Origin of the sequence: Streptomyces sp. NPDC057249, assembly GCF_042669245.1 — a bacterium.
Classification (GTDB): domain Bacteria; phylum Actinomycetota; class Actinomycetes; order Streptomycetales; family Streptomycetaceae; genus Streptomyces.
Genome location: NZ_JBHUXS010000011.1, coordinates 107,141 through 120,335, shown reverse-complemented (window position 1 = coordinate 120,335; position 13,195 = coordinate 107,141). Strand labels below are relative to the sequence as shown.

10 protein-coding genes are annotated in these 13,195 nt (G+C 73.1%); 5 read left to right on the top strand and 5 right to left on the bottom strand.

Annotation, left to right across the window (positions count from 1 at the left end):
• Positions 1 to 66: 66 nt before the first annotated feature.
• A complete protein-coding gene (locus ACFUJY_RS21555; RefSeq protein WP_383301948.1) occupies positions 67 to 1,446 on the bottom strand; it encodes a wax ester/triacylglycerol synthase family O-acyltransferase in 1,380 nt (459 codons plus the stop codon).
• Between the two features lie 149 nt (positions 1,447 to 1,595).
• Positions 1,596 to 3,662 (bottom strand): SpoIIE family protein phosphatase, encoded by a 2,067-nt coding sequence (locus ACFUJY_RS21550; RefSeq protein WP_383301945.1) that lies wholly within the window; start codon positions 3,660 to 3,662, stop codon positions 1,596 to 1,598.
• A 273-nt stretch (positions 3,663 to 3,935) separates the two neighbouring features.
• On the opposite strand from ACFUJY_RS21550, the gene ACFUJY_RS21545 reads away from it, so the two are divergent.
• Positions 3,936 to 5,303, top strand: coding sequence for an FAD-dependent oxidoreductase (locus ACFUJY_RS21545; RefSeq protein WP_383301942.1), 1,368 nt, complete (start codon positions 3,936 to 3,938; stop codon positions 5,301 to 5,303).
• A 76-nt stretch (positions 5,304 to 5,379) separates the two neighbouring features.
• Here the strand turns inward: ACFUJY_RS21545 and ACFUJY_RS21540 are convergent, their stop codons facing one another.
• The gene (locus ACFUJY_RS21540; protein ID WP_383301939.1) at positions 5,380 to 5,976 is read right to left on the bottom strand and encodes a hypothetical protein; all 597 of its coding nucleotides are present in this window, start codon (positions 5,974 to 5,976) and stop codon (positions 5,380 to 5,382) included.
• Positions 5,977 to 6,167: 191 nt separating this feature from the next.
• On the opposite strand from ACFUJY_RS21540, the gene ACFUJY_RS21535 reads away from it, so the two are divergent.
• Positions 6,168 to 7,601 carry a carotenoid oxygenase family protein gene (locus tag ACFUJY_RS21535; protein WP_383301936.1) on the top strand — a complete coding sequence of 478 codons (1,434 nt, stop codon included), beginning with the start codon at positions 6,168 to 6,170 and terminating at the stop codon, positions 7,599 to 7,601.
• A gap of 13 nt (positions 7,602 to 7,614) precedes the next feature.
• Here the strand turns inward: ACFUJY_RS21535 and ACFUJY_RS21530 are convergent, their stop codons facing one another.
• Positions 7,615 to 8,781, bottom strand: a complete 1,167-nt coding sequence (locus ACFUJY_RS21530; protein WP_383301934.1) for a DUF6777 domain-containing protein — start codon at positions 8,779 to 8,781, stop codon at positions 7,615 to 7,617.
• Between the two features lie 189 nt (positions 8,782 to 8,970).
• Between ACFUJY_RS21530 and ACFUJY_RS21525 the strand changes: the two genes are divergently transcribed.
• The 3 genes from ACFUJY_RS21525 to ACFUJY_RS21515 are packed head-to-tail and all read left to right on the top strand — an operon-like array spanning position 8,971 to position 11,812.
• Positions 8,971 to 9,819, top strand: coding sequence for a YndJ family protein (locus ACFUJY_RS21525; RefSeq protein ID WP_383301931.1), 849 nt, complete (start codon positions 8,971 to 8,973; stop codon positions 9,817 to 9,819).
• Positions 9,820 to 9,835: 16 nt separating this feature from the next.
• A complete protein-coding gene (locus ACFUJY_RS21520; protein ID WP_383301929.1) occupies positions 9,836 to 10,378 on the top strand; it encodes a DUF1990 family protein in 543 nt (180 codons plus the stop codon).
• A gap of 30 nt (positions 10,379 to 10,408) precedes the next feature.
• Entirely contained in the window at positions 10,409 to 11,812 is a 1,404-nt protein-coding gene (locus tag ACFUJY_RS21515; protein WP_383301926.1) for a lipase maturation factor family protein, read from the top strand.
• A 4-nt stretch (positions 11,813 to 11,816) separates the two neighbouring features.
• On the opposite strand, the gene ACFUJY_RS21510 is transcribed toward ACFUJY_RS21515, so the two are convergent.
• Positions 11,817 to 13,166: an ammonium transporter gene (locus tag ACFUJY_RS21510; protein ID WP_383301924.1), complete on the bottom strand. Its 1,350-nt coding sequence runs from the start codon at positions 13,164 to 13,166 to the stop codon at positions 11,817 to 11,819.
• Between the last annotated feature and the right edge of the window lie 29 nt (positions 13,167 to 13,195).

The following is a 13,195-nucleotide window of genomic DNA, read 5'->3' as shown; positions in this document are numbered from 1 at the left end:
CGCGTCAACACCCGTGACACCATTGATTGCGGCGCCGAACGACCCCAAGGCGTCGACCTGTCCGATCTATGCCTTGATCACCTCGGCGAGAAGCGCGGCCAGCTCCTCGTCGGCGCACCGCGCGAGACCGTCCAGGCCGGGCAGCGCCCTGCCGTCGCCCACGATGCCGATGTGCACGCGCGAGCCGTACGTCGTCAGCGCGACGGCCATCGACTGCCCCCGGGCCAGCGGCGCCATCGGGTACAGGGCGCTCAGCGGGCAGCCGGCCAGCGAGAGGCGGGAGCGCGGCAGGGGCACGCTGGTGACCAGGACGTCGAAGAGCATCCGGGCCGCGTTCCCGGCCAGCGGGGCACCGAAACGGTGGGCCAGCGACGGCAGCTGATCGGCCAGCACGGCGACCGCCCCGGCGCCGCGCAGCGGTCCCGCGGCCTTGTTGCGGTCCATCGCCTCGCGGACGGCGCGCAGCCGCTCCCGGGGATCGGGCTCCGAGACGGGGAGGTCCAGGAGGTAGGCGGAGAGCCGGTTGCCGGTCGCCACGGCCGCGCCGCCCGGCCGGCGCCGCGAGACCGGGACCAGGGCGCGCGGGTCGTCGCGCGGCGGGGTCTCACCGCGCTCCAGCATCCAGCGCCGCAGCGCGCCCGCCACGACGGCGAGCAGCACGTCGTTCCCGGTCCCCCCGGTCACGCGGCGGACGCGCCGCACGGCGTCGAGGTCGAGGTCGGCCGTGGCGAGCCGCCGGGTCCCGCTGGAACCGGCCCGGAGCACCGGTGCGCCACGCGGGTCGAGGCGGCCGGCCCGGACCAGCGAGGCACCGACTCCGAAGGCGCGGCCCAGGTCCTCGATCCGGCCGAGGGCGAGCCCGGCAACCTGGCGCGGGCCCGGCATCCAGGACCGGGGCGGCACCGGGCGCGGCCGGGCGGAGGGGTGGGGCCGGGCGGTGGCGGTGGCGATCTGGTCGAAGATCCCGGCCCCGATGGCGACCGCCCGCATCCCGTCGGCGAGCGCGTGATGGAGCTTGACGAGCACGGCGAACGGGCCGCCGCCCGGTGCGTCGACGAGGTACATCTCCCAGGGCGGCAGGCCCCGGCGGAGCGGCCGCTCCATCAGTTCTCCGGCGAGCCGGGTGGTGGCCGCCATGAAGCCCGCACCGCCGGGCGCCGTGTCCTCGGCGGGCAGCCGTACGCTCCGGACGTGCCGGTGCACGTCGAAGTCCGGATCGGTGGACCAGGCCGCACCGCCGACGGGCAGCAGCACGTCGCGTACCCGCATGCGCAGCCGGGGGACGGCGGCGGCGCGGGCGCCGAGGAGGTCGAGCAGCGCGTCGGGGCCGGGGCCGGCGCCGGGGGGTGACGCGAAGACGGCGAGCGCGCCGAGGTGCATGGGATGGGCAGCGGACTCGAGGTGCCAGAAGGCGAGATCGAGGGGTGCCAGTAGCTCAGTGCCCAACGGGTCCTCATGTCATCGAAGACGGGAGACCGACCGGCTCGCAGTCAATCTCCGACGGTCCATCACGGTCAAGTACAGACAGGTTACGTTCAGTTACGGTCTCGTTGCGCGCGACGTCGCGGCCGTCCGGAGGAAGGGCGGGCGGCGGGTCAGTCGCGTGGCGGAACGACGAATTCGCTCCAGACGCACTTGCCGGTGCCCCGGGACTCGACGCCCCAGGCGTCCGCGAGCTGGTCGACCAGCAGCAGCCCGCGGCCGGAGACTCCGGCCTCACCGGCTTCCCGGCGGCGGGGCAGGGCGCTCGACCGGTCCTCGACGTCGACCCGGAGCCGTCGCTCGGGACCGGTGAGGACCCGGATCGTGACGATGGCGCCGCCATCGGTGTGCATCAGGGCGTTGGTGACCAGTTCGTCGGCGGCCAGCTCGACCTCGTCGGCCCGGTCGCCGGCGCCCCAGGCCCGGACCGCCGCGCGGATCATGTGGCGGGCCGAACTGAGCGCCTCGGGGTCGTTCTGGGCGACGTGCTGCTGGAGCCGGCCGCCGGGCTGCGGGGCCTGCGCGGCCTTGCGGCGCAGGAGCAGCAGCGCCACGTCGTCCTCACCGCCGCGCTCGTCCACGGAGGCGCAGAGGCGGTCGGCGAGCTGGTCCAGGTCCTGCGGGCCGTTGGTGACGAGGGCGGTGAGCCGCTGGGTGCCCTCGTCCAGGTCGGCGCCGGGGAGTTCCACCAGTCCGTCGGTGAACAGCACCATGGTCTGGCCGGGGTCCAGCTCGACCGTGCCGACCGGGTATTCGAGCCGGCCGAACTCGGCGGAGAGCCCGAGCGGCAGACCGCCCTCGGAGGGCACCCTGCGGCAGCCGCCGTCGGCGTCGCGGACCAGCGGGTCGACGTGTCCGGCGCGCACCAGCTGGACCACGCCGGTGGTCAGGTCGGCCTCGGCGTAGGTGCAGGTGGCGAAGCGGTCGGTGTCGAGTTCGTGCAGGAAGACGGAGGCCCGCGCCATGACCGTGGCGGGGCTGTGTCCCTCGGCGGCGTACGCCCGCAGCACGATGCGCAGCTGGCCCATCACGGCTGCCGCGTGGGTGTCGTGGCCCTGCACGTCCCCGATGACGGCGCCGACCCGGCCGCCGGGCAGCGGGATGACGTCGTACCAGTCGCCGCCGATGTCCCGGCCGAGGCGGGCCGAGCGATAGCGGACCGCGATCTGGGCGCCGGGCACGTCGGGAATCCGGCGCGGCAGCATGGCCTGCTGGAGCCCTTCGGCCAGGTCGTGCTCCTGTTCGTAGAGCATGGCCCGCTGAAGGCTCTGGGCGATGGAGCTGCCGAGGGCCAGCAGCAGGTTCCGCTCGTCGGCGGTGAAGCCGTCCTTGCCGCTGTAGAGCAGGCCGAGTGCGCCGATGGGGCGGGCCTGGGCGATCAGCGGGAGGTAGGCGGCGGAGGTGATCCCGAGGTGGCTGATGTGCGGCCACAGGACGGGGTAGGAGGCGGCGAAGTCCTCGGCCGACTCGATGAAGCGGGGGCCGAGCGTGCGGACGACCTCGCTCATCGGGTACTGCTCGTCCGTCCGGGTGTACCGGGTACCGGGCACGAACGACCCCTCGGGCCCGTCGGCCACCAGGTGGATGCGCCCGGCCTCGGTGAGCCCCATGACCAGGCTGGTCGCGCCGAGCAGGGCCAGGCCCTCGGAGTTCTTGAGGACCTCGATGACGTCCTTGACGGTACGGGCGTGGGCCAGTGCGGCGGTGGTGGCGTCGACCAGGCTGGTGCGGCGGCGCAGCTCCTCGTCCAGCTCGCGGCGGGCGGCGGACTCGGCGAGTTCGGGGCCGGCGTCCCTCACGATGCCGATGATCCGGCGGGGCCGGCCGCTGTCGTCGCGGCGCACGAAGCCCTGGGTGTGCGCCCAGCGCAGAGCGCCGTCGCGCGACTGGAGGCGGAAGTACGCCCCGTAGGTGCTCCGGCCGCTCTTCAGCGTCTCCGAGACCATGGCGTCCAGCCGGACGCCCTCGTCGGGCGGCACGCGCAGGCCCAGCGTCTCCGGCCGGTTGTCGTATTCGTCGGCCCTCAGATCGAACACGTCGAGGGCGGGCCGGTCCAAGTGCATGAGGCCGCTGTCGAGGTCCCAGTCGAAGCTGCCCATTCGGTTCAGGGCGAGACTGAGATCCGGGTGGGCGGGCCAGTCGTCCGGGAGTGACAGGGCACCCGCTGCCCGATCATCCATGTGCGTCACTCTGCCACTATTTGTCCGATTCTTCGACTGAACCGTCCACGTGGTGAACGTGCGATAGGACACACTTGCGGAGCGTGCCGAAGGGCCGCACAGCAAGGATTTCGCGGGCACCGGCGCGGGAGGAAGGTCCGAATACCGCCCGGTAGGGCCGCCCCGCCCCGAAAGCGGGTCTGAGCAGGGGCTAACGTGTGCGACGGGGTCGACTAAGCCTTGCCTTACCAACCGGCCCCGCTTCTGCTCACCCGTTCGAAGGAACAGCTCGCCATGACACGCCCCGTCCGCGTCGCCATCGTCGGAGCCGGTCCCGCCGGCATCTACGCGGCGGACGCGCTGCTCAAATCCGACGCGGCCACCGACCCGGGCGTCTCCATCGACCTCTTCGAGCGGATGCCCGCTCCCTTCGGCCTGATCCGCTACGGCGTGGCGCCCGACCACCCGCGCATCAAGGGCATCGTGCAGGCGCTGCACCAGGTGCTGGACAAGCCGCAGCTGCGCCTGTTCGGCAACGTCGACTACCCGAACGACCTGGGCCTCGACGAGCTGCGCACGTTCTACGACGCGGTGATCTTCTCGACCGGCGCCGACGCGGACCGCGCGCTCGACATCCCGGGCCACGACCTGGACGGCTCCCACGGGGCCGCCGACTTCGTCTCCTGGTACGACGGCCACCCGGACGTGCCCCGTACCTGGCCCCTGGAGGCCGAGAAGGTCGCCGTGCTGGGCGTCGGGAACGTGGCCCTGGACGTGGCCCGCATCCTCGCGAAGACCGCCGACGAGCTGCTGCCCACCGAGATCCCGGCCAACGTCTACGACGGCCTGAAGGCGAACAAGGCGCTGGAGGTGCACGTCTTCGGCCGGCGCGGCCCGGCACAGGCGAAGTTCAGCCCCATGGAGCTGCGCGAGCTGGACCACTCGCCCAACATCGAGGTCATCGTCAACCCCGAGGACATCGACTACGACGCGGGTTCGATCGAGACCCGGCGCGGGAACAAGCAGGCCAACATGGTCGCCTCCACGCTGGAGAACTGGGCGATCCGCGACGTCGGCGACCGGCCGCACAAGCTCTTCCTGCACTTCTTCGAGTCTCCCGTGGAGATCATCGGCGAGGACGGCCGCGTCACCGGCCTGCGCACCGAGCGCACGGAGCTGGACGGCACCGGCAACGTGCGCGGCACCGGCACCTTCCACGACTGGGACGTCCAGAGCGTCTACCGGGCGGTGGGCTACTACTCGCGCGAGCTGCCGAAGCTGCCGTTCGACGTCGCGTCCGGCACGGTGCCCCACGCCGCGGGCCGGGTCCTCGAAGGCGGCGAGCCGATGGAGTCGGTGTACGTCACCGGCTGGATCAAGCGGGGCCCGGTCGGCCTGATCGGTCACACGAAGGGCGACGCCAACGAGACGGTCGCCTGCCTCCTCGACGACCACTCCGCCGGGCGGCTGCCCGCCCCGGAGCGGCCCGAGCCGGAGGCCGTCACCGCCTTCCTGGAGGAGCGCGGCGTCCGCTACACCACCCGTGAAGGCTGGTACCGCCTCGACGCGCACGAGCGCGCCCTCGGAGCCGAGCAGGACCGCGAACGCGTCAAGGTCGTGGAGCGCGAGGCGATGCTGGACGCCTCGGAGGCCGGTAACTGACACCACGGCGACGGCCCCGCACACCGGAAGAGGTGTGCGGGGCCGTCGCCGTGCGGGCCGTCGGGGCCGGTGTGCTTCACGGGGAGGCGTGCGCGTCACGGGAGCGCTCACGCACCCGGTCCGGATAGCGCTCCGTGAAACGGACGGCGAGCACCAGCAGGACCACCGGGATGATCCAGTTGAACCAGTCGCGCCCCGACGAGGTGTGCAACGCGAGCAGCCCCAGCAGGGCGGTGGCCGCGAAGACCGCACCCCACAGCAGCGTCAGCACTCGGTTGACGTGGCGGAACACCGGCGAACCCCACACCTCCCGCGGCGTCGTCTCACGCGCGTACTGCTCGGTGAAGGGGACGAACGCCAGCGAGCCGAGCGCCACCACCGCGATCACGGCACTGGACAGCACCTGGGCGTACCTCTCCACCCAGTCCAGGTCCTGACGGTCCAGGAACAGCGCCAGGACGCTCAGCAACGCGAAGAAGACGATGCCGGTGACCTCCAGGACCTTGAGGGAACCCCGGCGCATGTCCGGCAGGTTGAGCACCACGGCGGCCACCAGGCCGGCCAGGGCGGCGTACTCCCAGGTGCTGGGAGAGGCGACGACGACGAAGACGACCCAGGGCGCGAACGCGAAGAAGAGATTCCCCGTCCGCCGCCCGGAACGGGTTTCGGACACCGGACACCTCCGAAGGCCTGGCCCGGCGCGGCGACCTGCCGCGCCTTCCATGGTGGGCCCGGGGACGGCCCGCCGCACTCCGCGGCCCGCGTTGCGACGGTTCCCGGCCGGGGATTGAATGAGGAGTCAGCCGGGCGCTGGTGTCCTGGGCCCCGGTGCGCGCGCCCCACGTCCCGGCAAGGGAGGCCGCCATGGCCGCACATGCCGCACACGCCTTCGACCCGAGCCGGGTCGTCCACCTCTCGGGGCGCTTCGCCCCCGTGACCGAAGAGGTCGACGAGGCGGATCTTGAGGTGACGGGCGCGCTGCCCGGCGAGCTGGACGGGGTCTTCCTGCGCAACGGCCCCAACCCCCGCTTCACGCCGATCGGTTCGTACCTCTACCCGATCGACGGCGACGGCATGCTGCACGGCGTGTGGATCTCCGGCGGCCGGGCCCGCTACCGCAACCGGTTCGTCCGGACGCCCGCCGTGGTCGCCGAGGAGCGGGCCGGGCGGGCGCTGTGGGGAGGCATCGAGTCGATGATCCTGCCGCAGGAGCCGGACGTCGGGCCGGAACTGGCCGGCACCTTCCGCGACATGCCCGACATCAACGTGGTGCGCCACGCGGGACGGCTGCTGGCGCTCGCCGAGTCGGACTGCCCGTTCCTCATGACGCCCGACCTGGCGACCGTCGGCAAGGAGACGTTCGGCGGGGCGCTGCCGGCGGGCATCACCGCGCATCCGAAGACCGACCCGATCACGGGCGAGATGCTGGTCTTCTGCTACGGACTGGAGCCGCCCCACCTCACCTGGTCCGTGATCGGCCCCCTGGGCGACGTGCTCCGGGGTCCCACCCCCGTGGACGGGGCCGACGAGCCGATGATGATCCACGACATGGCGATCACCCCGCGCTTCCTGGTGCTGGTGCTGGCCCCGGTGTTCTTCGACATCGCCGCGGCCATGAACGGCGGCTCGATGCTCGACTGGCGTCCCGAACGCGGCACCCGCCTCGCCCTGATCCCGCGCGACGGCGGCCCGGTGCGCTGGGCGTCGGACGACGCGTTCTGGCTGTGGCACACGGTCAACGCCTACGACACCGAGCCCGGCGGCGGCGACGTGGTGCTGGACTACGTGCAGTGGACCCGCCTGTCGCTGGGCGCGCCCGCCGAGGGGGCGGGGCCCAACCACGCGGGTCTGGTGCGCGCGGTCATCGATCCCGTCGCGGGCACCATGCGCCGGACCGTGCTGGACGACGTCCGGATGGAGCTCCCCCGCACCGACGACCGGCTGATCGGCAGGCGCCACCACCAGCTGGCCGTCGCCTCGGACTCCGGCGGGCCGGATCTGCTGCCGGGCGAGTACGACGCGCTGCGCTGGTACGACGGCAACGACCCCTCCGGCCCGCACGTGGTGTGGCGTGCCGGGGACCTGTCGGTGGGTGAGCCGGTCTTCGCACCCGTCCCCGGCACCGGGCCGGGCGAGGGCGGCTACTGGATGACGTACGCCACCGACCGCACCGACGGGACCAGCTGGCTGCTCGTCATCCCGTCCGAGGACCCGGCGTCGGGTCCGGTGGCCCGGGTCCGCATCCCGGTCCGCGTCCCCCTGGGCCTCCACGGCAACTGGCTGCCCACCGAGGAGTGAGGCCCGCCGCCCCTCACCACCGCGCGGCCGGACCGTCGTCGGCGCCGCGGGGCAGCCGGATCGAGGTCGGCGGCTCGTCGGACCCGGGTTGCCGGTCCGGCATCGACGGCACCCCGGACGGCTCGTCCGTGGGCTCCCCGGTGGGTGCCGGGCAGGGCGTTTCCCCCGGTTCCCGGGCGGGTGCGTGGCCGGCCACCGCCGGCTCACCGGGCGGTGTGGGCGTCTCCGGTGCGGGAGCGTCGAGCGTCGGGCAGTCCTCGGGCGGCCGGGACGGCGTGGGCTCCGGTGACTTCTCCGGGCGGGCGGACTCCGTAGGGGACTCCGGCCGCTTCGTGCCCGGCGGCGGTACGTCGGGGAGCGGGCCGGTGATGTCGGTGTCGGGGGTGTAGGGCGGCGGCTCCTCGGGAACGCGGTCGCCGGTGCCCTCGTCGCCGGCCGGCCGGGCGATCCAGCTGTGGTGCACCAGGTCGGCGATCACCAGCTCCGTCACGGGCCGCGCCGCGGGCTCGACCACGACGGTCCGCGCCGGGTCGAATCCCTCCCACCGCTCCCCCGTCCCGGCCGCCGGGCCGCCCGGGCCGGCCGGCGGGTCCAGCGGGTTGCCGCAGACGCAGCGGACCCGGGGCAGCCCCCGGTCGTCCACCATGACCGCGGTGCCGGCCTGCAACACGGACTGGTAGGTGGTGACGGAGCCGTCCCGGAAGCCGTGCCCGGTCACCCGGGTGTCGGCGCGCAGCAGGACGGGGGTCAGGCCGCGCAGGAAGCCGGCGACCCCGCCTCGGGCGACGGACACGGTGTGCGCGAACGCCTCCTCCCGCGCCGGGTCCGCGGCGAGCATCCGGATCTGCGCCTCGACGTCGCAGGAGGGGACGGCGCGCGTTCCGGCGTACAGGCCCGGCGTCGACCCGGGGCGCCTGAGCGCCTGCCCGGGTGCCGACGGGGAGCGGGGTGCCCGGGTCCGTGCGGCGTCCGGCGGCAGGGCGGGGCCGCCCGCGGTGGAGGCGGTGAAGGGGGCGGTCCCGGGATCGGCCGCGGGCTGGAGGAGGACGGCCCCCGCGCCGGCCGTCGCGGTGGCGGGGCCGCCGCCCCCGGAGGTGTCCCGGGCGCAGCCCGCGGCGAGGACGAAGCCGGCGGAGAGCAGGACGGACACGGTGCGGCGCAGTCGTATGCGTGAGGGCACGGGCTGGTCTCCTGCCTGGTCACCGGTCTCCCGGTCGCTCCTTCCATGTCTGCCGCACTTCCCCCGCCCCCGCAAGCCAACCGCCGCTCGGCAGGCGTACGGCCAGGGCCGTCTTGAACGCGTTCAAATAGCCCCGTAGAGTCGGGGCATCAGAGTTTTTGAACACGTTCAAACCTGAAAGTGGGTGTCATGCCGGTCCTTGTCGGACTGATCGTCATGCTGGGGATGCTGGTGATCGTGCCGGCCGGGCTGCGGCTCACCGGCGCGCCTGACCTGGCCCGGATCGGACGGCTCTGGCCGGTGTTCGCCGCGCCCGGTGCGGTCTCCCTCTGGCTGCCGCGCGGGACGGCCGCCACGGTCCTGGCCCTCTGCTACGGACTCGGGGCCGTACTCCTCGCGCTGCACGCCGTGCCCCGCGTCACGCGCCGGGGCGGCCCGCCGCGGTCCGCGGTGCCGGCACCGGCCGAGATCGCCCTGCTCACGGCGCTGGTGACGCCGGCCGTCGCCGCCACCGCGCTGGTCGCCGAGCGCGCCGGCCACCCCTTGTTCGGCTTCGGACTCGGCATCCTGGCGCTGACTGTGCCGCACTTCCACTTCGCCGGGTTCGCCGCGGCACTGGTAGCGGGTCTGGTGGGCCGGGTGGCCGATGGCCCGGCGGGCCGGTTCGCGGCGCTCAGCGTCCCCCTGGGCACCCTGTTCGTGCTGGCCGGCTATTTCATCGGCGACTGGGCCGAACTCGGCGGAGCGGTGGTCCTGACGGCGGGGATGTGGACCGTGGCGCTGCTGACCTGGCGGACGGTCCGCCCCGCCCAGCGCGACCGCGCCACCCGGCTGCTGCTCGCCGTCTCGGCCGCCGTGCTCGCCGGGACCATGGTCCTCGCCCTGACCTGGGCGCTGGGAGAGGCGACCGGAATGCCGCATCCCGGCCTCCTCTGGATGGCCGCCACCCACGGCGTGGGCAACGCGCTCGGGTTCGCACTCTGCTCGGTCCTCGCCTGGCAGCGCCTGCGCCTCCCTGACGAAGGAAGCACCCGATGAACGAAGGAAGCAGCCGATGAGCCACAGCAGCCTCACCTATCCGGAAGTCGGGGCCACCCGTCTCGGCCCGCTCCCCGGCAGCTACCACCACCTGCACCACCGCGCCGCGGTCGGGCGCGGACAGGGCGACTTCGAGGCGGCCGGCGCCGCGATCACCGAGTTCCGTCTCCATCGCCGGTCGGGAGCGCGTGTGGAGGCGTCCACGACACGCGCCGAGCCGGGGACGGCCGTTCGGGTGGCGGTACAGGCCGGCCCCCTGCGGCTCGCCGTCCCCTGCCGGGTCGTCTGGGCCGAGTACGGGCCCGCCCGGACCGGGTTCGGATACGGGACGGAGAGCGGCCACCCCGAGCGGGGCGAGGAGTGCTTCGTGGCCGAACTCGCCGACGACGGCACGGTCTCGTTCACGGTGACGGCGTTCAGCCGGCCCGCCCGCTGGTACGCGCGGCTCGGCGGACCGCTGGTGCCGGTGCTCCAGCGGTGGTACGCCCGCCGGCTCGGCCGTACGCTGCGCCGGATCGTCGCGGAGGAGCGCGCGCGGCGCGAGGCGCGAGGCCGGTGAGCCCGAGGCCGGCGGGCCATACTGGGAGCGATGGAGTGGTTCACCGCTGACGGTTACTGGCTCGGCCGGCTGGTCTTCCAGAAGGCCCTCGCCGTCATCTACCTCGCCGCCTTCCTCACCGCGGCGCTCCAGTTCCGGGCGCTGATCGGGGAGCACGGCATGCTGCCCGCGACCGGGGCGCTGCGGCGTACGTCCTGGCGCACCGCCCCGGGGCTCTTCCGGCTGCACTACTCCGACCGTTTCTTCGCCGTGGTCGCCTGGACCGGGTGCGCCGTCTCCGTCGCGCTGATCGCCGGGGCGGACAACCGGGTGCCGCTGGGGGCCGCGATGGCGCTGTGGGCGCTGCCGTGGCTGCTGTATCTGTCGATCGTGCAGGTGGGCGGTGTCTGGTACGGCTTCGGCTGGGAGTCGTTGCTGCTCGAAACGGGTTTCCTCGCCGTCTTCCTGGGGAACGCGGGAACGGCGCCGCCGGTGCTGGTGCTCTGGCTGCTGCGGTGGGTACTGTTCCGGCTGGAGTTCGGCGCCGGGCTCATCAAGTGGCGCGGCGACGCCTGCTGGCGGAATCTGACCTGTCTGGACTTCCACCACGAGACGCAGCCGATGCCGGGTCCGCTGAGCTGGTTCTTCCACCGCCTCCCCCGCCCGGTGCACCGGGTGGAGGTGGCGGCCAACCATGTGACCCAGCTGCTCGTCCCGGTGCTGCTGTTCACCCCGCAGCCGGTGGCGAGCGTGGCGGCCGGGCTGATGATCGTCACGCAGTTGTGGCTGGTGCTCTCGGGGAACTTCGCCTGGCTCAACTGGCTGACCATCACGCTCGCCCTGCCGGCCGTCGACTGGTCGCCGGTGACCGAGCCGCCCGTCCAGCGGGGCGCGCCCGTCTGGTACGCCGTGGTGGTCGTCGCGGTCACCGCGCTGGTCGTGGCCCTCAGCTACCGTCCGGCCCGCAATCTGGTCTCCCGCCGCCAGGTGATGAACCGGTCCTTCGACCCGCTGCACCTGGTCAACACGTACGGCGCGTTCGGCAGCATCAGCCGGGTCCGGCTGGAGGTGGTGGTCGAGGGCACGGCGGACGCGGTGGTGCACCCGGGCACGGTGTGGCAGGAGTACGGCTTCCGGGGCAAGCCGGGTGATCCGCGCCGGATGCCGCGCCAGTTCGCCCCGTACCATCTGCGGCTCGACTGGATGATGTGGTTCGCGGCGCTCTCGCCCGCGTACGCCCGGGCCTGGTTCGGGCCGTTCGTGGAGCGGCTGCTGGAGAACGACCGGGACACGCTGCGGCTGCTGCGGCACAACCCGTTCCCGGACGCCCCGCCCGCCCAGGTGCGGGCCAGGGTCTTCCGCTACCGGTTCACCACGTGGTCCGAACTGCGGGCCACCGGCTGTTGGTGGCACCGCACCTTCGTACGCGATTTCCTGCGTCCGACCAGGGCGTGAGCGGTTACTTCTCGCTCTCGCGGGCCCGCAGCAGCCGGCTGATCTGCTGGACCAGTTCGTCGTCGCTCGCCACCCGCCGGCCGGAGACCAGCGCACCCAGGCGCTCGGCGGTCTGGAAGTCGTAGGCGCGCTCGGCCTCCTCGCCGGGCACGTTCGCGTACTCCTCCTTCGCCCGGAAGCCGACGGTCAGGTCGACGGCCTTGGCGATGAGCCAGGTGAGGATGAACGAGAACGCCATCACGGACACGATCGCGACGAGCTGCTTGCCGAGGAGGCCCCAGCCGCCGCCGTAGAACAGGCCCTCCTTGCCGCTGATGCGGGCCGTGGCGAAGAGCCCGACCATGATCAGGCCGATGAGCCCGCCGACCCCGTGCACCCCGACCACGTCGAGCGTGTCGTCCACGTTGAAGCGGAACTTGAGGGTGATCGCGTACGCGCTCACCGCGCCCACGACCAGACCCGTGATCACCGCGCCGAGGGTGTTGATCTCGCCGCAGGCCGGGGTGATGGCGACCATGCCCGCGACGGCGGAGGAGACGACGCCCATGGTGCTCACCCGGCCCGTGCGCCACTTCTCGACCAGCGGCCAGGTCACCATGGCGCCCGCCGCGCCGAGTTGCGTGTTGATGAACGCGGCAGCGGCCGTGCCCTGGTCGGTGAGCGCGGAGCCGGAGTTGAAGCCGAACCAGCCGAACCACAGCAGCCCGACGCCGACGACCACGAGCGGAATGTTGTTGGGGCGTTCCTCGCGGCGCGCGAAGTCGCGGGGCGCGCGCAGCACGAGGGCGACGGCGAGCCCGGCCACCCCGGAGTTGAGCTCCACCGGCAGTCCGCCGGCGAAGTCGAGGGCGCCCAGGTGCTTCACGATCCAGCCGTCCTTGTCGAACACCCAGTGCGCGATCGGGATGTAGACGATCAGCAGCCACAGCACGACGAAGACGAGCCAGCCCCGCATCGTGGCGCGGTCGGCGATGGAGCCGCTGATCAGCGCCACGGTGATGACGGCGAAGCCCATCTGGAAGGTGCTGTAGATGTACGTGGGGATGGCCCCGCTCAGCGTGTTGAGCTGGATGCCCTTCATGAACACGTGATCGAGGTTCCCGATGATCCCGGCACCGCCGACGTCCGGCCCGAAGGCCAGGGTGTAGCCGATGACCCACCAGACGAGCGTGCCGAAGGCCAGTGCGGCGAAGCTCATCTTGATCATCATGAGCACGTGCCGGGTGCGCACCATGCCGCCGTAGAAGAACGCCAGGCCGGGCGTCATGAGCAGGACCATGGCGGTGGCGGCGAGCAGCCAGGCGGTGTCCCCGGAGTCGTACGCGGCCGGCATGGGCGCGGGAGCGGTGATCATCGGCGGTACCTCGGGTCGGGAGGGGCGGG

Excerpts from the sequence above, each read along its gene's own strand:
- ACFUJY_RS21550 (WP_383301945.1), bottom strand. The coding sequence starts at position 3,662 with ATGGATGATCGGGCAGCGGGTGCCCTGTCACTCCCGGACGACTGGCCC.
- ACFUJY_RS21545 (WP_383301942.1), top strand. The coding sequence starts at position 3,936 with ATGACACGCCCCGTCCGCGTCGCCATCGTCGGAGCCGGTCCCGCCGGC.
- ACFUJY_RS21535 (WP_383301936.1), top strand. The coding sequence starts at position 6,168 with ATGGCCGCACATGCCGCACACGCCTTCGACCCGAGCCGGGTCGTCCAC.
- ACFUJY_RS21525 (WP_383301931.1), top strand. The coding sequence starts at position 8,971 with ATGCCGGTCCTTGTCGGACTGATCGTCATGCTGGGGATGCTGGTGATC.
- ACFUJY_RS21520 (WP_383301929.1), top strand. The coding sequence starts at position 9,836 with ATGAGCCACAGCAGCCTCACCTATCCGGAAGTCGGGGCCACCCGTCTC.
- ACFUJY_RS21515 (WP_383301926.1), top strand. The coding sequence starts at position 10,409 with ATGGAGTGGTTCACCGCTGACGGTTACTGGCTCGGCCGGCTGGTCTTC.
- ACFUJY_RS21510 (WP_383301924.1), bottom strand. The coding sequence starts at position 13,166 with ATGATCACCGCTCCCGCGCCCATGCCGGCCGCGTACGACTCCGGGGAC.